The 15,970-nt window shown below is 73.9% G+C and carries 13 protein-coding genes and 2 pseudogenes; 6 read left to right on the top strand and 9 right to left on the bottom strand.

Annotated elements, in window-relative coordinates; all coding sequences use genetic code 11:
• Positions 1-173: 173 nt before the first annotated feature.
• Positions 174-836: a response regulator gene (locus tag ACLIYP_RS08520; RefSeq protein WP_412712520.1), complete on the bottom strand. Its 663-nt coding sequence runs from the start codon at positions 834-836 to the stop codon at positions 174-176.
• Positions 833-2,143, bottom strand: a complete 1,311-nt coding sequence (locus ACLIYP_RS08525; RefSeq protein ID WP_412712521.1) for a sensor histidine kinase — start codon at positions 2,141-2,143, stop codon at positions 833-835. The genes ACLIYP_RS08520 and ACLIYP_RS08525 overlap by 4 nt, the downstream gene beginning before the upstream one ends.
• 167 nt (positions 2,144-2,310) lie before the next feature.
• On the opposite strand from ACLIYP_RS08525, the gene ACLIYP_RS08530 reads away from it, so the two are divergent.
• Positions 2,311-2,910 carry a hypothetical protein gene (locus ACLIYP_RS08530; RefSeq protein ID WP_412712522.1) on the top strand — a complete coding sequence of 200 codons (600 nt, stop codon included), beginning with the start codon at positions 2,311-2,313 and terminating at the stop codon, positions 2,908-2,910.
• A 97-nt stretch (positions 2,911-3,007) separates the two neighbouring features.
• Here ACLIYP_RS08530 and ACLIYP_RS08535 read toward each other — a convergent pair whose 3' ends face one another.
• Positions 3,008-3,580, bottom strand: coding sequence for a cob(I)yrinic acid a,c-diamide adenosyltransferase (locus ACLIYP_RS08535; RefSeq protein WP_412712523.1), 573 nt, complete (start codon positions 3,578-3,580; stop codon positions 3,008-3,010).
• Between the two features lie 237 nt (positions 3,581-3,817).
• On the opposite strand from ACLIYP_RS08535, the gene ACLIYP_RS08540 reads away from it, so the two are divergent.
• From ACLIYP_RS08540 to ACLIYP_RS08550, 3 genes are all read left to right on the top strand, one after another.
• Positions 3,818-4,666: a 3-hydroxyacyl-CoA dehydrogenase family protein gene (locus ACLIYP_RS08540; protein WP_093661923.1), complete on the top strand. Its 849-nt coding sequence runs from the start codon at positions 3,818-3,820 to the stop codon at positions 4,664-4,666.
• Positions 4,667-4,824: 158 nt separating this feature from the next.
• The gene (locus tag ACLIYP_RS08545; protein WP_093661921.1) at positions 4,825-5,154 is read left to right on the top strand and encodes an STAS domain-containing protein; all 330 of its coding nucleotides are present in this window, start codon (positions 4,825-4,827) and stop codon (positions 5,152-5,154) included.
• A 177-nt stretch (positions 5,155-5,331) separates the two neighbouring features.
• Positions 5,332-8,064 (top strand): ATP-binding protein, encoded by a 2,733-nt coding sequence (locus tag ACLIYP_RS08550; RefSeq protein WP_412712524.1) that lies wholly within the window; start codon positions 5,332-5,334, stop codon positions 8,062-8,064.
• 90 nt (positions 8,065-8,154) lie between these two features.
• On the opposite strand, the gene nucS is transcribed toward ACLIYP_RS08550, so the two are convergent.
• Complete coding sequence (gene nucS / locus ACLIYP_RS08555; protein ID WP_237878629.1) at positions 8,155-8,826, bottom strand: endonuclease NucS; 672 nt, start codon at positions 8,824-8,826, stop codon at positions 8,155-8,157.
• 230 nt (positions 8,827-9,056) lie between these two features.
• Here nucS and ACLIYP_RS08560 point away from each other — a divergent pair, with 230 nt between their 5' ends.
• The gene (locus tag ACLIYP_RS08560; RefSeq protein ID WP_093661915.1) at positions 9,057-9,449 is read left to right on the top strand and encodes an SCO5389 family protein; all 393 of its coding nucleotides are present in this window, start codon (positions 9,057-9,059) and stop codon (positions 9,447-9,449) included.
• A 148-nt stretch (positions 9,450-9,597) separates the two neighbouring features.
• Here ACLIYP_RS08560 and ACLIYP_RS08565 read toward each other — a convergent pair.
• Positions 9,598-10,623: pseudogene (locus ACLIYP_RS08565) on the bottom strand (LLM class flavin-dependent oxidoreductase); the annotation flags it as partial.
• 251 nt (positions 10,624-10,874) lie between these two features.
• Here ACLIYP_RS08565 and ACLIYP_RS08570 point away from each other — a divergent pair.
• A complete protein-coding gene (locus ACLIYP_RS08570; protein WP_412712525.1) occupies positions 10,875-11,198 on the top strand; it encodes an ATP/GTP-binding protein in 324 nt (107 codons plus the stop codon).
• 22 nt (positions 11,199-11,220) lie between these two features.
• On the opposite strand, the gene ACLIYP_RS08575 is transcribed toward ACLIYP_RS08570, so the two are convergent.
• The 4 genes and pseudogenes from ACLIYP_RS08575 to ACLIYP_RS08590 all read right to left on the bottom strand — a co-directional run.
• Positions 11,221-12,195 carry an ABC transporter permease gene (locus ACLIYP_RS08575; protein WP_412712526.1) on the bottom strand — a complete coding sequence of 325 codons (975 nt, stop codon included), beginning with the start codon at positions 12,193-12,195 and terminating at the stop codon, positions 11,221-11,223.
• The gene (locus tag ACLIYP_RS08580) at positions 12,192-13,325 is read right to left on the bottom strand and encodes an ABC transporter ATP-binding protein (RefSeq protein WP_412712527.1); all 1,134 of its coding nucleotides are present in this window, start codon (positions 13,323-13,325) and stop codon (positions 12,192-12,194) included. Before ACLIYP_RS08580 ends, ACLIYP_RS08575 begins: the two co-directional genes overlap by 4 nt.
• A 210-nt stretch (positions 13,326-13,535) precedes the next feature.
• Complete coding sequence (locus ACLIYP_RS08585) at positions 13,536-14,477, bottom strand: coiled-coil domain-containing protein (protein WP_412712528.1); 942 nt, start codon at positions 14,475-14,477, stop codon at positions 13,536-13,538.
• Between the two features lie 123 nt (positions 14,478-14,600).
• Positions 14,601-15,970 (bottom strand): annotated as a pseudogene (locus ACLIYP_RS08590) (hypothetical protein); the annotation flags it as partial.

Genomic DNA, 15,970 nt, shown 5'->3' on the forward strand with positions numbered 1-15,970 from the left:
GTGGTCTTCGTTCTCAAGAGCGCTCCTCGCACAGGGCCCGGTGCCGGACCGGGCCGTTGGGGGTCTCCTGCGCCGCTCGTGGAGAGTGCCATGTGCATGGCATGGGCGTGCAGTTGACCTGGAGCGTAGATTGGTCTGGACCACCGGTCAACAGGTATGCACCAATAAGGAATTCATCCCTCGGTCACCCCCAACTCCTGCGCCAGCACCGCGGCCTGCACCCTGCTGCGCAGCTCCAGCTTCGCCAGCAGCCGGCTGACGTGCGTCTTCACCGTCGCCTCCGCCATCGCCAACCGCGCGGCGACCTCCGCGTTGGACAGTCCCTCGCCCAGGCAGGCCAGCACCTCGCGCTCACGCCGGGTGAGGACGTCGAGCACGGCGGGATCGGCCCGGCGCCCGCCCCCGGGGGCCGCGGAGGAGCGGGCGAACTCCCGGATCAGCCGCCGCGTCACGACCGGGGCGATCACCCCCTCGCCGCGCGCCACCGCCCTTACCGCGTCCACCAGTTGCGCCGCCTCGCTGTCCTTGAGCAGGAAGCCCGCCGCACCCGCGCGCAGCGCGCCGAAGACGTACGCGTCGAGGTCGAAGGTGGTCAGCACCAGCACGTCGGCCAGTCCCTCGCCGACCACCCGCTCGGTCGCCGAGACCCCGTCCAGGCGCGGCATCCGCACATCCATCAGCACCAGGTCCGGCCGGAGCTCACGGGCCAGCCGCACCGCCTCCTCGCCGTCCGGCGCCTCCCCCACGACCTCGATGTCCGCCGCACCGCGCAGGATCAGGACGAGCCCGGCGCGCACCGCCGACTGGTCCTCGGCCACGAGCACCCGGATGGTCATCCCCCGCCCCTTCCCCTCGTTCCGTCTCCGCCGCTTCCACCGCTTCCGCCGCTTCCGGTCCCGCCTTCCGCGGTGTCCTTCCGGGCGGTCTCCCCGAGGGGCAGTACCGCCCGCACCTCCCACCGTGTGCCGCCGGCCGCCTCGACCGGACCCGCTCCGAAGGCGCCGCCCAGCAGTTCGGCGCGCTCGCGCATCCCGACCAGCCCGGCGCCCGAGCCGGGGGCGCGCGGGCCGGGGCGCCGGTCGCAGGGGCTGGTGACGGTGATGGTCAGCGCGTCCTCGCCGCCGCCGTCCCCTCCCCCCTCCCCGCCCCCGCCGGGCGAGGTCAGGACGACGGCCACCTCTCCGGGGGAGGCGTGCTTGAGCGCGTTGGTCAGGGACTCCTGGGCGATGCGGTAGGCCGCCAGTTCCACGGGGGCCGGAAGGGCGCCGCCGGAGCGCTCGTCGCGCAGGGAGAAGGAGAGCCCTCCGGCCGCACCGTGCCTGCGTGCGTGGGCCAGCAGCGCGTCCAGGCCGTCCAGGGTCGGCGCGGCGGACACCTCCTCATCGCCGCCGGCGGTCCGCAGCAGACCGATCAGACGGCGCATTTCGGCCAACCCCTGCACGCTGTTCTCGCGGATCACGGCCAGCGCGTCCCCGGTGGCGGCGCGGTCGTCGAGCGACTGCGCCGCGGTGGCGTGGACGGCGATGGCGGAGAGGTGGCCCGCGACCACGTCGTGCAGTTCGCGGGCCATCCGGGAGCGCTCGGCGGTGACGGCCTGTACGCGGTCCATCTCCGCCAGCAGCGCGGTCTGCTCGGCGCGCAGCCGCTCGGCTGCGGCGGCGTTGCGGTGGTCGCGGACGATGACGCCCGTCCACGCCGGACCGACCGTGATCAGCCCGCAGACGAACCCCACCAGCAGTGCCTGCGGGTCGCGGACGGCGGCCAGGGCGCCCACGGTCACGGCTGCGGTCAGCGCGGCGCTCGCGGGCGGTACGGCCCGCGACAGCCTCGGTCCGCCGTAGAGCACGGCCGCGTAGACCAGGTCGGAGAACATCACGATCGTCGCCAGCAGCGACCGGGTGAGCAGGTCGCCGGCCAGCGCGACCACCCCGAGCACCAGCGCGGCGGACGGCGCGGTACGGCGCAGCGCCTCCGCCAGTGCCATCACCGCCAGCGGCAGCAGCACCCAGCCGCCCCCGAGCGGGGGACGAGGGTTGTTGAACAGCCCCAGGGCCCACATCGCCACCCCGCCCACCAGGCCGGCGGCGGCGATCAGCAGGTCCTCCCGGGGCGGGCGGGGCAACGCGGAACGGGTGGTGCTCACCCCGCCATCCAACACCGCCGCACCGCCCGCCCGCCTCCACGCACGGGCCGGTACGGGAGCGGGCGGAGTACATCGAAGGATGCAGTCCGGGATCGTCACGGCAGACGACGCGCCGGGGCCGGGCGGCGGCCAGGCTGGAGCCGCAGAGGGAAGAGGAGTGGTCCGCCGTGGTCGTCACACTGATCATCGCCTGCGAGGTGGCCTTCTGGGTGCTGCTCGCCGCCGGGCTGGCGCTGCGCTACGCCGCCCGGAAACCCCGCCTGGGCGCCGCCGTGCTGCTGTGCGAGCCGCTGCTGGAGGTGGTGCTGCTGTGCGCCACCGCGGTCGACCTGCGCAACGGCGCCGAGGGGAACTGGACGCACGGCATGGCGGCCGTCTACATCGGCTTCACCGTGGCCTACGGCCACTACATGATCAAGTGGGCCGACGGGCACTTCGCCCACCGCTTCGCGGGCGGTCCGCCGCCTGCCGGGCCTCCGAGGTACGGGAGGGCGCGCGCCGTCCACGAGTGGAGGATGTGCGCCCGCTCGGTGCTCGGCGCGGCGATCGCCCTGGCGCTCCTCCAGGGCGCGGTCTGGTACGTGGGGGACGCCGGGCGGAGCGGGTCGCTGGTGCAGTGGCAGACCAGGATGCTCCTCGTCATCGGCGTCAGCGTGGTCATCGCGCTCAGCTACACGATCTGGCCCAAGAAGCCGAGGACGCTCCGGGGGGAGCCGCGGGACCTCGGCGGCCCCCGGCCCGCCGAGCGGGAGGCGGCCGGGCACTGACGCCCCGCGCCTATGCGCGCCGGAGACGGCCGAAGCCCCCGTCCCCGGGGGCGGGACGGGGGCTTTCGGACGCCGGCGGGCCGCAGCCCCCCGCGGGTCAGCGGTTCTCGCCGGGGACCCAGAGGATGTCGCCCACCTCCTTGTTGGCGGACCTGGCCAGGATGAACAGCAGGTCCGACAGCCGGTTGAGGTAGGTCGCCGTCAGCCGGTTCATGACCTCGCCGTGTTCCTCCAGCGCCGCCCACGTCGAGCGCTCGGCGCGGCGAACGACCGTGCACGCCTGGTGGAGCAGGGCAGCGCCCGGGGTGCCGCCCGGGAGGATGAAGCTGCGCAGCTTCTCCAGATCGGCCAGGAAGCGGTCGCAGTCCGCCTCCAGCTTGTCGATGTAGCTCTGCCGCACCCGCAGCGGCGGGTACTCGGGGTTCTCCACCACCGGCGTGGCCAGGTCCGCACCCACGTCGAACAGGTCGTTCTGCACCCGGACCAGGACTTTGGTGATCTCCTCGGGCAGATCGCCGAGCGCGATGGCCACCCCGATCGCGGCGTTGGCCTCGTTGGCGTCGGCGTAGGCCGAGATGCGGGAGTCGGTCTTGGCGGTACGGCTCATGTCGCCGAGGGCGGTGGTGCCGTCGTCGCCGGTGCGCGTGTAGATGCGTGTCAGGTTGACCATGGGCCGAGCCTAGCCACGCTCCGGCCCGCCGGAGCAGAGGTGTGCCCACCGTCACGGGCCGCGCGCCCCCGCCCGCCGTACCCCCCAACTGGGCGCGGCGGGCCGCCGGATGACCCGCGCGAGTGTGATGTCCGCCATGTGAGACGTGACGCGCATCTCTTCCCCGCCCACCGCGCGCTCACGGGCGCTAGGGTCCGCCTGAGAGTCGCACCGCAAAGCCGCAGAGGGGACATACACGTGGCCAAGAAGCTCGCCGTCATCGGAGCCGGACTCATGGGATCGGGCATCGCCCAGGTCTCCGCCCAGGCGGGCTGGGACGTGGTGCTGCGCGACGTCACCGACGAGGCGCTCAGGCGCGGCACGGACGGGATCCGGGCCTCGTACGACAAGTTCGTCTCGAAGGGGAAGCTGACCGCCGAGGACGCGGAGGCTGCGCTCGGCCGCATCACCGCCACCACCGATCTCGACGCCGCCTCCGAGGCCGACATCGTGGTCGAGGCCGTCTTCGAGCGGATCGACGTCAAGCAGGAGATCTTCCGCACGCTCGACGGCCTGGTGAGGGACGAGGCCGTGCTCGCCTCCAACACCTCCGCCATCCCGATCACCAAGATCGCGGCGGTGACGGAGCGCCCCGAGCGGGTCGTGGGCACCCACTTCTTCTCCCCGGTGCCGATGATGCAGCTGTGCGAGCTGGTGCGCGGCTACAAGACCAGCGACGAAACCCTCGCCGCGGCAAGGGAGTTCGCCGAGGGCGTCGGCAAGACCTGTATCGTCGTCAACCGGGATGTCGCGGGCTTCGTCACCACCCGGCTGATCTCGGCCCTGGTCGTCGAGGCCGCCAAGCTCCACGAGTCGGGCGTGGCGACCGCCGAGGACATCGACATCGCCTGCAAGCTGGGCTTCGGGCACGCCATGGGCCCGCTGGCCACCGCGGACCTCACCGGCGTCGACATCCTGCTGCACGCCACGGAGAACATCTACACCGAGTCCCAGGACGAGAAGTTCGCCCCGCCGGAGCTGATGCGGCGCATGGTGGACGCCGGGGACATCGGCCGCAAGAGCGGCCAGGGCTTCTACCGCTACTGAAGGGCCCGTACGGCACACAGGCGGGTCGCCCCTACGGGTGAATTCGGTGCCGATTCGGCGGCGGGCGGCAACTCCGCCGCCGAACGGGCAGTCAGTTGTGGTGAGACATAGGCAGACAACAGTCACAGACGGACCACTTCTTTTCCGGGGGAGCGGATATGCACATCAGGGGCGACCACGCTGAACTGGTCGTCGGAGGTCGCCTCGACGTCCGCAGCGCGGCGGACGCCCGATCGGTCCTGCACACCGCGGTCGACTCCGGAGAGGGCGATCTCGTGCTGGACCTCGCCGAGCTGGACTCGTGGGACGCGACCGGCCTCGGCGTGATCATGGGCGCGCACCGGCGGGCGGGCCGGTGCGGGCGCCGCCTCGTCCTGCGGGACGTGCCGCCCCAGATGCAGCGCCTGCTGGTGGCCACCCGCCTGCACCGCATCCTGGCCATCGAGGGAGGCGGGCTCGCCGAGGGCGGGACCCTGACCAAGCCATAACTATTGGGTCAGGGGCCCCGTCCGGGCTTGCCCCCACTCCCGGGCCAGGCAATAGGGTTCTGGGACCCGCCGCCTACACTGCGCTGCGGACGGCCACCGGACCACGAGCGAAGGCGAGCGTGCGGTCGGCCCTGGAGAGCTGAGCTTCGAGTACGCACCGCATCTGGGGGCACCACCATGGACCCGAACGACCGGGGATCCGAGGATCAGGACAGCGGGAGCACCACCCGCGCGATCCCGCTCATAGCGGGCGAGTACCTGCTGACCGTCAATCCCGTCGACGGCAGCGAGATCGAGCCCTGCCCGCCCGGCGAGCGCCCCGGCGCACCCCGCCGGCGCACCCCCGAGTCCCGCGCCGAGCGGGAGCGCGCCGCCGTGGCACCGCTCCCCGCCGGGATCTCCCTGCCCGACCTGCCGCTGCTGGAACGCACGGCGGAGCGCGAGCGCCTCCTCCAACTGCTCAGGCGCGGACGCTCGGTCCGGCTCACCGGGGCGCCCGGCTCCGGACGCAGCTCCCTGCTGGCCGCCGTCGCCACCGAGTGCGCCGACCTCGCCCCGGACGGCGTCATCCGGCTCAGCGGCACCCAGCGCACGGCCGCGGACGTGCTGTACGAGCTGTTCGCCGCCGTCCACGACGCGCCCCGGCACCGCCCCGACCGCGCCGAGCTGGAGGAGGCGGTACGCGGCGTGGGCGCGGTCGTCCTGCTGGACGACATCGAGTTCGGCGGCCAGGCGCTCGACTCCCTCCTCGACGCCACCCCCGAGTGCGCCTTCCTGATCACGGTCGCGCCCGAGGCCCCCGCGCCCTCCGCCGACGCGCCCCTGGAGGAGGTCGCCCTCTCCGGCATCAGCCGCTCCGCCTGCCGGGAGCTGATGGAGCACATCGTCCGCCGCCCGCTGACCGAGGACGAGGCCGGCTGGGTCGGTGACCTGTGGTTCGAGTCCGAGGGGCTTCCGCTGCGCTTCGTCCAGGCCGGCGCGCTGCTGCGGCAGCGCGACGCGGAGGCCGCGCGGCCGGCGGCCGGCGGCGACGGCAGCGGCGGTGACGAGGCGGACGCCGAGGACGGCGAGGCCGCGGGGAGCGCCGAGAGCACCGGGAGGAGCGGCCGGACCGGCTCACCGCTGCCGACGCTCGCCGAGGGCGCGGCCCCCGCCGCCCTCCTGGCCGCCCGGCTGTCCGAGAGCACCCGCGAGGTGCTGCGCTTCGCCGTGGCGCTCGGCGGCGTGCTGCCGCACCCGGCACACCTGCCCGCGCTGGTGGACGACGCCGACGCCGACGCCTCCCTGGGCGAGCTGCTCGCCTGCGGCCTGGTCACCACCGCCGGGACGTACCACCGGCTCGCCCCGGACGTGGCCGGGCAACTGGCCGACGCCGGATACGCCGACGGAGCCGACGACCGCGCCCGCACCGCCGCCCAGCACTACGCCTGGTGGACCGGCCACCCCTCGGTCACCCCGGAGCGGGTGGCGCAGGAGGCCGAGGCGGTGCTCGCCGCCGTCCAGGGCGCCCAGCGCGGCGGCCACGCCAGCGCGGCCGTGCTGCTGGCCCGTACCGCCGCGCCCATGCTCGCCGCCTCGCTGCACTGGGGCCCCTGGGAGCGGATCCTGCGCGGCGGCCAGGAGGCGGCGCGTACGGCGGGCGAGGTCGCCGAGGAGGCGTACTTCCACCACGACCTCGGGGTGCTCGCCCTGTGCACCGGCCACCTGGACCGGGCCCGCGCCGAGCTCGAGGCCTCCATCGGGCTGCGCGGAGTGCTCGCGGACCGCCGGGGCACGGTCGCCGGACGGCGTGCGCTGGCCCTGGTCGAGGACCGCTTCGTGATCGAGTCCGAGGGCGGCCGGGACAAGGCCGCCGGGGGGCTTGGGGAGGCGGGGAAGGCCCTCGGCGGGGCGCTGCCGGCCGTCGCGGTGCCGCCCGCCGCGGCCGACGCCTCCACTCCGCCCGCGCTTCCCAGACGCCCGACTCCGGCGAAGCAGTCCGGGGCCTCCGTACCGCCGGCCGTGGCGCCGGCCCCGTCCGGTCCGCAGACCACCGGCGGCACGCCGAGGCTCGACAAGCTCCCTCCGGCCCTGGCGGTTCCGCCGGTGACGGTCGGCAGCGCCTTCGACGAGGCGCCCGGCAGCGGCACCTACGGCAGCGAGGCGCTGACCCGGCCGACGCCGTTCGTACGGACCGCGCACGGCGCGGCCGGCCCGGACGACGGCCGCCGCGGCCCGCGCGGGCTCGCGATCCGCGGAGCCCGGCGCAACGTCTTCGCGGCGGGCGCGGGCGCGCTGCTGGCCGCACTGGTGGGCACGGTCGTGACGATCGGCATGACCTCGGGGAGCGAGGAGCCCGCCGGCAACGTCAACCCGGCGGTCACCTCCCGTGAGGACGACGGCATCACCGTCGACGAGCCCGCGCCGGACGACGGCGACGAGCGCGGTGAGAAGCCGGGGGCGAGCAGCGCACCGGCCGTCCCCGGCGAACCGTCCGACAGCGGGACGGGCTCGGCCGACCCGGAGGCGTCCGGCACGGGCGAGCCCTCGGAGGAGGCGGAGGAGGAGAGCGGCACGACATCCGGCGGCGCGGGGAAGGACACCGAGAAGCCTGGTGGGTCGACCACCTCGGGCGGCGGTTCGGGTGGTTCGGACTCCGGCGGTTCGGACTCGGGCGGCTCCGGCGCGGGCGGTGCAGGAGACCCGGACGACGAGGACCCGCCCTCGGGCGGTACGTCGGGAGACCCTGGTAGCGAGGACCCCCCGCCAGGAGACGAGTCCCCGTCCCCGTCTCCTTCCACATCCACCTCCTCGGAGCCGACGACGGGCGGAGCCGGCGGAAGCGTCACCGCCAGCGGGACGGCGTCCGACAGTGCCGCGCCGAGCAGCGGCCAGGCGTCCCAGGACTCCACGGAGAGCCCGGTCATCTGACCGGAGCCCGGCCGGACACGCCGGGGCCGGAGTCCCGCGCTCGGTGCGCGGCCCCGGCCCCGGCGTGCGTACCGGGTGGGTGAGGGGAGGTCAGAACAGCCGCAGCTTGTCGTCCTCGATGCCGCGCAGCGCGTCGTAGTCGAGGACGACGCAGTCGATGCCGCGGTCCGTGGCCAGCACGCGTGCCTGCGGCTTGATCTCCTGGGCCGCGAACACCCCGCGCACCGGGGCGAGGTGGGGATCGCGGTTGAGCAGTTCCAGATAGCGGGTGAGCTGCTCGACGCCGTCGATCTCGCCGCGCCGCTTGATCTCGATCGCGACGGTGGTCCCCTCCGCGTCCCGGCACAGGATGTCCACCGGCCCGATGGCGGTGGGGTACTCACGCCGTATCAGCGACCAGCCCTCGCCGAGGGTCTCCATTCGGTCAGCGAGGAGTTCCTGTAGGTGGGCCTCCACGCCGTCCTTGATCAGGCCGGGATCGACGCCGAGTTCGTGCGAGGAGTCGTGCAGGACCTCCTCCATCGTGATGATGAGTTTCTCCCCCGATTTGTTGACCACCGTCCAGACGCCGACGCCGTCCTCCTCGCCCTCTTTGAGGGTGCATGGCGGAGACATCCAGTTGAGGGGCTTGTAGGCCCTGTCGTCCGCATGGACCGAGACCGATCCGTCGGCCTTCACCAGGATGAGACGGGGAGCCGACGGGAGGTGGGCTGTGAGCCTTCCGGCGTAGTCCACGGAGCAGCGGGCGATGACGAGACGCATGGTCGGCCACGCTACTGGACGACGGGCTGTCCACGCGATTCGCCCCTGCTTCTCCCCGTTCGATCACCGTTCGGGCGTGGCTTGTTGTGTGCCCACGAGCCTGGTGCCGCGGTACGCGCGGGCATAACGTTGCAGCCTGGGGGTCGCCGTACGAGATCGTTCGGTTACGCGCAGCCCCGACATTCCGTCCCTGAGGTCCTGGTATGCCCGGGATCGCGAGAGGAGAACCCATGTCGCTCGACGTCTCACCGGCCCTCCTGGAGCAGGCCGAGCGAGGCGAGGTCGACGAGGCGGCCTTCGTCGACTGCGTCCGTACGTCCCTGCCCTACGCATGGGACATGATCAGTTCTCTGGTGGCCGAACTCAGGGTGGACGGCGGGGAGTTCGCCGACAACCAGACACCGCCGCCGGACGAGCAGGCGCGTGGCCAGCTGCTGCGCGCACTGGCCAGCGACGCGATACGCGGTGCGCTGGAGCGCCACTTCGGTGTGAGACTGGCCTTCCAGAACTGCCACCGGGTCGCGGTCTTCCCGCTGGACCCCTCCGCGGACGAGCGGCTCGCCCGCTTCACCTCCGTCCGAGGTCAGCTCCTCAACCAGTCGCCGGAACTGCGCGACTGCTGACCGCGGGCGGGCGGTGAGCGGCGGCGAGCGGGCCGGCGGCCGGTCAGGGCGCCTCGCCCGTCCCCGCGCCCTCACCCGTCCCCGCGCCCTCGTCCGGCGCTGTGCCCGATGGCGTGCCCGAAGGCGCAAGGGCTGCCGCTGCTCGGGGGAGGAGCGGCAGCACCTCGGCGCCCAGGCGCTGAACGTTCAGTTCGGTGCCGGCCAGGTCGCCGGAGCCCTCGACCAGCAGTGCGAACCGGCCGATCCCGGTCCGCTCGGCGGTGGCCGCGAGCCGGTCCGCGCACAGCCGGGGCGGGCCGACCGGGTGCAGTGAGCACAGCAGTTCGGTGTAGGCGAGCGGGTCGCGCATCGAGCGCGCCCGGCCGTCCACGGTCGTGTGGGCCTCCAGCCCCTGCCGCAGCCAGCCGGGCATCGCCTTGGTGAGCGTCTCCACGGCCTCGTCGCGGGTGTCGGCCACCTGCGCCACCCCGGCCGACACGTGTCCGGCCGCCGCCACGGCCTCCGGGTCGGCTCCCGCCGCCAGCGCCTCGCGCCGCCACAGGGCGACCATGTCCGCCTTCTCCTCGTCCCCGCAGTGCATGCCCAGCAGCATCGGCAGCCCGCGTGCCGCGGCCAGCCGTACGGAGGTCGGGGAGGTGCAGGCGACCAGCACGGGCGGTGCGTCCGGCCCGCCCAGGCCCTGGTCCGGGCGCGGTACGACGGGAACCTCGCGGAAGCGGTAGCGCTCGCCGTCCGCGCCGACGCGCGGCTCGCGCAGCCAGCGCAGCAGCAGGTCCAGCGACTCGGGGAAGCCCCGCTCGTACGCCTCGGCGCCGCCGCCGAAGACCTCCAGGTCCACCCAGGGGCCGCCGCGGCCGACGCCGAGGGTGAACCGGCCGCCGGAGACGAGGTGCAGCAGCGCGGTCTGCTCGCCCAGGGCGACCGGATGCACGGTGGGGAGCACACTCACGGCCGTGCCCACCTCGATGCGCCGGGTGCGCCCCAGCAGCAGCGCGGCCATGGTGATCGCCGAGGGGCAGACCCCGTAGGGGACGAAGTGGTGCTCGGCCACCCACACGGAGTCCAGTCCGGCCCGCTCGGCGGCCTCAGCGGAGCGCAGGGCGCGGTGGAGCGCCTCCCCCTGCCCCTGCCCCGGGAACTGCCCCGCCAGTACGAATGTCCCGATGTGCGTCACCACAGCCTCCTGCCCGGTACCGGACCGCCCCGGCGCCGCCCCGTGACGGGTCTCCGAGCGATCCCCTTCAGGCAACAACGCCTGACACGTGCCAAGGGCACGGCCTGCCGGGAATTTTTTCGGACCGCACGGGAGACGGGAAGAGGAGGGGAGCGAGGGCGTGCGGCGCGAGGCCGCCCGCGACCTGCGTAGGCTGGACGGAGCAGTCCGCCGACGGGCCCGAAAGCCCCCGAGACCACGTGAGGTGCCTGTTGTCCCCGCGTCGAAACCGCCCGCGCGGCGGTGGCAGGTCCGCCCGCCGCGACGGGGAGGCGGACGGCCGCTACGGCATGGAGCGCACCGACGACTGGCGCGGCGAGGAGTGGGTGGTGCGGCAGATCAGCGGGCAGTCCGCCGCCAAGCACTACCGCTGCCCCGGCTGCGACCAGGAGATCCCGCCCGGGGTGCCGCACGTCGTGGCCTGGCAGCGCGAAGGGCGGGTGGACGACCGGCGGCACTGGCACCGGGCGTGCTGGAACGCCAGGGACCGCCGGAGCGCACGGCTCCAGCGGTCCCGTCAGGCCCCGCGGTACTGACCGCGCGGGGCGCAGGCGCCCGTCAGACGTCGCGGGCGGAGATGCGGGCGTACGCGCCGATCAGCGCGGCGAGCGTGACACCCGCCAGCAGCCAGAGCAGTGGCCAACCGGTGTCGGCCGAACCGCCCTCGAACGGGATGCGGAACAGCGAGGACAGGCCGTTGAGCACCGAGTACTCCCGCAGCTTCTCGCCGAACTCCCGCACGCTCTCGGTGAAGAGGAACAGGGAGACGATGAAGGGCAGCAGCACCAGCCCGAGCATGGTGGTGATCGCGCCCGGGGTGCTGCGCAGCAGTGTGCCGACCGCCAGCGACAGCAGGCCCAGCAGCGCCACGTAGAGCGCGGCGCCGACCGTCGCGCCCAGCCACTCGCCGGCGGACGCGACGGCCTGCCCGGTGGCGGTCGTCTGCTCGTTGAGCATCTGCGGATCGATGTACTCGGGGACGGGCTTGCCCTCGATCATCGCCGCCTGGAGGAACGCGGTCAGCGCGCAGGCGACCAGCGTCACCGTGAAGGACAGCAGGAAGAAGACCAGCGCCTTGGCGACAAGCACCCGGCCGCGCCGCGGGCAGGCGGTGAGGGTGGTGCGGATCATCCCGGTGCTGTACTCGGAGGTGATCACCAGCACCCCGAGCGTGATCACGCACAGCTGGCCCAGCATCAGGCCGAAGAAACCGCCGGCCAGCACCGGCATCCCGAGGCCGTCCTGGCTGCCGAGGGCGAGGGCCATGAGCAGGCCGACGCCGACGACGAGGACGAACATCACGGCGAGCGTCCACACCGTCGAGCGCACCGAGCGGATCTTGGTCCACTCGGAGGCGACGGCGTGCCCGAGGTGGGTGCGCCGGACGGGGATCGGCGAGGCGTAGCCGTGGCCGCCGGGGGGCGGGCCGGAGAACGCCTGCGGTGCGGTCTGCGGTGTGTTCTGCGGTGCGGCCGCCTGCTGGGCGCCCGGCGGCACGGGGGGCACGGCCTGGCTCTGCTGGGGAGTGCTCATCGGGCGTCCTCGCTGTCGCGCTCGGTCGGGTCGGCGGGGGCGGGCACCGGCGCGGGCACGTGCGGCTGCGGCGGCTGCCAGGTCTGCTGCGGCGGTACCGCGTACGGGTTCGGCCACCCCGGGTTCTGCCCCGCCGCCGGCGGCGCCGCGTACCCCGCGGGCGGACCCGCGTACCCCGCCGCCGGCTGCGCCAGGAGCCCGGCCCGCGTGTCCTCGGTGGACCGGTAGTCCACCGCGCCCTGCGTCATGCGCATGTACGCCTCCTCCAGGGAGGCCGAGTGCGGGGAGAGCTCCCACAGCCGTACGTCCGCCCCGTGCGCCAGGTCGCTGATCCGCGGCAGCGGCAGCCCGGACACCCGCAGCGCGCCGTCCGGTTCCGGCCGGACGGCGCCGCCGGCCTCGGTGAGGGCGGCGGTGAGCCTGTCGCGCTGCTCCGGTGCGCCGTCGGGGGTGCGCACCCGGGCGAAGTCGGCGGAGTTGTGCGCGATGAAGTCCTTCACGGACATGTCCGCGAGCAACTGGCCGCGGCCGATGACGATCAGATGGTCGGCCGTCAGGGCCATCTCGCTCATCAGATGGCTGGAGACGAAGACCGTGCGCCCCTCGGAGGCCAGCTTCTTCATCAGGTTGCGGATCCAGAGGATGCCCTCCGGGTCGAGGCCGTTGACCGGCTCGTCGAACAGCAGCACCTGCGGATCGCCCAGCAGCGCCGCGGCGATGCCCAGCCGCTGACCCATGCCGAGCGAGAAGCCCTTGGAGCGCTTCTTCGCCACCTCCCGCAGGCCCACGACGCCCAGCACCTCGTCCACACGGCGCGCGGGGATGCCGGAGAGCTGGGCCAGGCAGAGCAGGTGGTTGTAGGCGCTGCGCCCGCCGTGCACCGCCTTGGCGTCCAGCAGGGCGCCCACCTGCCGGGGCGCGTTGGGGAGCCCGCGGTACGGGTGGCCGCCGATGGTGACGCGCCCCTCGGTGGGGGCGTCCAGCCCCAGGATCATCCGCATGGTGGTGGACTTCCCCGAGCCGTTGGGGCCCAGGAAGCCGGTGACCATCCCCGGCCTCACCCGGAAGGAGAGGTTGTACACGGCCGTCTTGGCGCCGTAGCGCTTCGTCAGGCCGACTGCTTCGATCATGCTTCTTCCGCCCCTGCTGGCCGTCGCGGTCCGGGCGCTGGGCCCCGTCTGGACTAGGAGGCTACCGGGGGGAGTCCGGTTCCCGTCCGCCCCGGGGCGCGGCGTTCTCCGCGAAAGGGGGCGGAGACGGCGGCGCCCCGCACCGCCGAAGGGCGGTACGGGGCGCGGTGTCCCACCGTCTGCCGGTGCGGCCGACCCGGTCGGCGTGCCTCAGCGCGACTGCTGGGCGGGGACGCCCAGCGACTCCTCGCCGCTGTCGGTGCTCGGCTGCCCGGTCGCGGCGACGGCCGCGCCGGTGAGCGTGGCCAGCATCTCGCGGACGTTGGTGAGCTGGGCGTTGATGCTGTCGCGGCGGTTGGTGAGCGCCGCCAGCTCGCGCTCGGACTCGCTGCGGATGCGGTCGGCCTTGGCGTTGGCGTCGGCCACGATGTCCTCGGCCTGGCGCTGGGCGGTCTCCACCGTCTGGCGGGCGCGGCGCTCGGCGTCGGTGCGCAGCTTCTCGGCCTCCAGGCGGAGCTGCTCGGCGCGGTGCTCGATCTCCGCCAGCCGCTTCTCGGCCTTGGCCTGACGGGACGCCAGGTCGCGCTCGGACTGCTCGCGGCGCTTGGCCAGGTTGGTCTCGAAATCGGCGGCGGCCTGCGCGGCCTTGGCCCGGGTGTCCTCGAAGAGGGCGTCGGCCTCCTCGCGCTTGGCCTGGGCGTCCTTCTGCGCGTCCGCGCGCAGCGTGGCGGCCTCGCCCTTGGCCTTCTCGACGATCCGGGCTCCCTCGTCCTCCGCCTTGGCCTTGCGGTCGACGGCGTACGCCTCGGCGTCGTTGCGCACCTGCTGCGCGGCGGACTCGGCCAGCTCCCGGTGCTGCTCGGCGGCCCGGCGGGCCTCCTCGCGCAGGTCCTTGGCCTCCTCCTCGGCGAGACGGAGGATCTTCTCGACACGGGCGCCCAGTCCGGCGTACGACGGCTCGGAGTCGTTGATCTGCGCCTGTGCGTTCTGCGTCTCGAGGTGCAGCTCCTCGATGCGCTTCTCCAGCGAGGCGATACGGGCCAGCGCGTTGTCACGGTCGGCGACGAGCTTCGCGATGCGGTCGTCCACCTGACCGCGGTCGTAGCCGCGCCGCACGAGCTCGAAGCCGAAGGGAGAGGTGTTGTCGCTCATGGGGTTCCTGTCGGTCAGACGGGGTCGGACGGGAGAGTGATAGAGGGAATCCTAGGGGGGAAAACGGCGTGTCTTCGAGAAGATGCCGGTTTGATATGCAGAATGTACGCCCGTTCGAGTGGCTCAGTTCTTGCCCTGTTTGCCGCCGCCATGCGCCGCTCCCGCTCCCACACCGGCCTTGATCGCTCCGTTCGATCCTCCGTCAGAGCCCTTTCCCCCCTTGCCGTCCTTGTCGGACTTGCCCCTGCCGGGTGACTCGAAGGACTCCAGAGCCTCCAGTACGTCCTGCACGCGCGAGATCTCGGCGTTGATGTCCTCACGACGGCGGGTCAGCACCTCCAGCTCGCGCTTGCCCTTCTCCAGGGTCCGCTTCGCCTCGGCCTCCGCCTCGGCGAGCACCTTCTCGGCCTCCCGGACGATCGCGGCCTTCTTCTGCTCGGCCTCCTTGAGCAGCCCCTCGGCCTTGCGCACCGCGGCGATACGGACCCTGCTCGCCTCGGAGTCGGCCTCCGCGCGGGTCTGACGGGCCTTCTCCTTCGCCTCGGCCAGCTGCTCGTCGGCCGCCTTCACCAGCTTGTCCACGCGCTCGCCGGCGGACCGCACCGCCTCGGCGGCCTCCCGGCGCGCCCGCTCGTGCAGTTCCTCGACCTCGGCCTCGGTGCGCGAGCGCAGCTCCTCGGCCCGCTCCCGGATGGCGCTCGCGTCGCGGCGGGCCTCCTCCAGCATGGTGTCGGAGTCGCTGCGGGACTTCTCCACCAGCGAGGTGCTCTCGCTCCGCGCCTCGGCCACCAGCCGCCCGGCCTCCTTGCGGGCGACGCCCACCATGGTGTCCGCCTGCTCCTCGGCGGCCGCCGCGATGCGTACGGCCTCCTCGCGGGCCTCGGTGACCAGCCGGTCGGCCTGCTCGGCCGCGTCGCCCAGCCGGCGCGCCGCCGCCTCACGGGCCTCGTCCCGTACGCGGTCGGCCTCGGCGCGCGTGCGCTCGGCCTCCTCGTCCGCCGTGGCCCGGACCCGGTCCGCCTCGGCGATCGCCTCCGAAACGGTGCGCTCCGCCAGCGACTTGGCGGCGTCCGTCTCCTCCTTCGCCTCCCGGCGCAGGGTCGCCGCGGCGTGCTCGGCCGCGGAACGCAGACCGGCGATCTCCTCCTCGGCCTGCTGGTGCATGCCGGCGACCGAGTCGCGTACCTGCTGGGCCTTCTGCTCGGCGGCGGAGACCAGTTCGGCCGCCCGCCGCTCGGCCTCGGCCACCAGCCGCTCGGCCTCGGCCTGCGCCTCCTCGACCCGCTTGCGGGCCGAGGCGAGCAACTCCTCGCTCTGCTCACGGGCCTGGGCCCGCTCGCGGTCCGCCTCCTGGCGGGCGCCGGTGAGCAGCTCCTCGGCCTCGCGGCGGCGCCTGGAGGCCTCCTCCTGGGCGGCGGCCAGCGCCTCGGCCGCCTCGGCGCCCATGCGCTCGGCGGCGGCGTTCGCCTCCGCCCGCACCCGGTCGGCCGTCT

Origin of the sequence: Streptomyces nanhaiensis, assembly GCF_046614825.1 — a bacterium.
Taxonomy (GTDB): Bacteria; Actinomycetota; Actinomycetes; order Streptomycetales; family Streptomycetaceae; genus Streptomyces; species Streptomyces radiopugnans.

Coding starts and splice junctions, on each gene's coding strand:
- ACLIYP_RS08520 (WP_412712520.1), bottom strand. CDS start 836: ATGACCATCCGGGTGCTCGTGGCCGAGGACCAGTCGGCGGTGCGCGCC.
- ACLIYP_RS08535 (WP_412712523.1), bottom strand. CDS start 3,580: ATGGTCAACCTGACACGCATCTACACGCGCACCGGCGACGACGGCACC.
- ACLIYP_RS08545 (WP_093661921.1), top strand. CDS start 4,825: ATGCACATCAGGGGCGACCACGCTGAACTGGTCGTCGGAGGTCGCCTC.
- ACLIYP_RS08550 (WP_412712524.1), top strand. CDS start 5,332: ATGGACCCGAACGACCGGGGATCCGAGGATCAGGACAGCGGGAGCACC.
- nucS (WP_237878629.1), bottom strand. CDS start 8,826: ATGCGTCTCGTCATCGCCCGCTGCTCCGTGGACTACGCCGGAAGGCTC.
- ACLIYP_RS08560 (WP_093661915.1), top strand. CDS start 9,057: ATGTCGCTCGACGTCTCACCGGCCCTCCTGGAGCAGGCCGAGCGAGGC.
- ACLIYP_RS08575 (WP_412712526.1), bottom strand. CDS start 12,195: ATGAGCACTCCCCAGCAGAGCCAGGCCGTGCCCCCCGTGCCGCCGGGC.
- ACLIYP_RS08580 (WP_412712527.1), bottom strand. CDS start 13,325: ATGATCGAAGCAGTCGGCCTGACGAAGCGCTACGGCGCCAAGACGGCC.
- ACLIYP_RS08585 (WP_412712528.1), bottom strand. CDS start 14,477: ATGAGCGACAACACCTCTCCCTTCGGCTTCGAGCTCGTGCGGCGCGGC.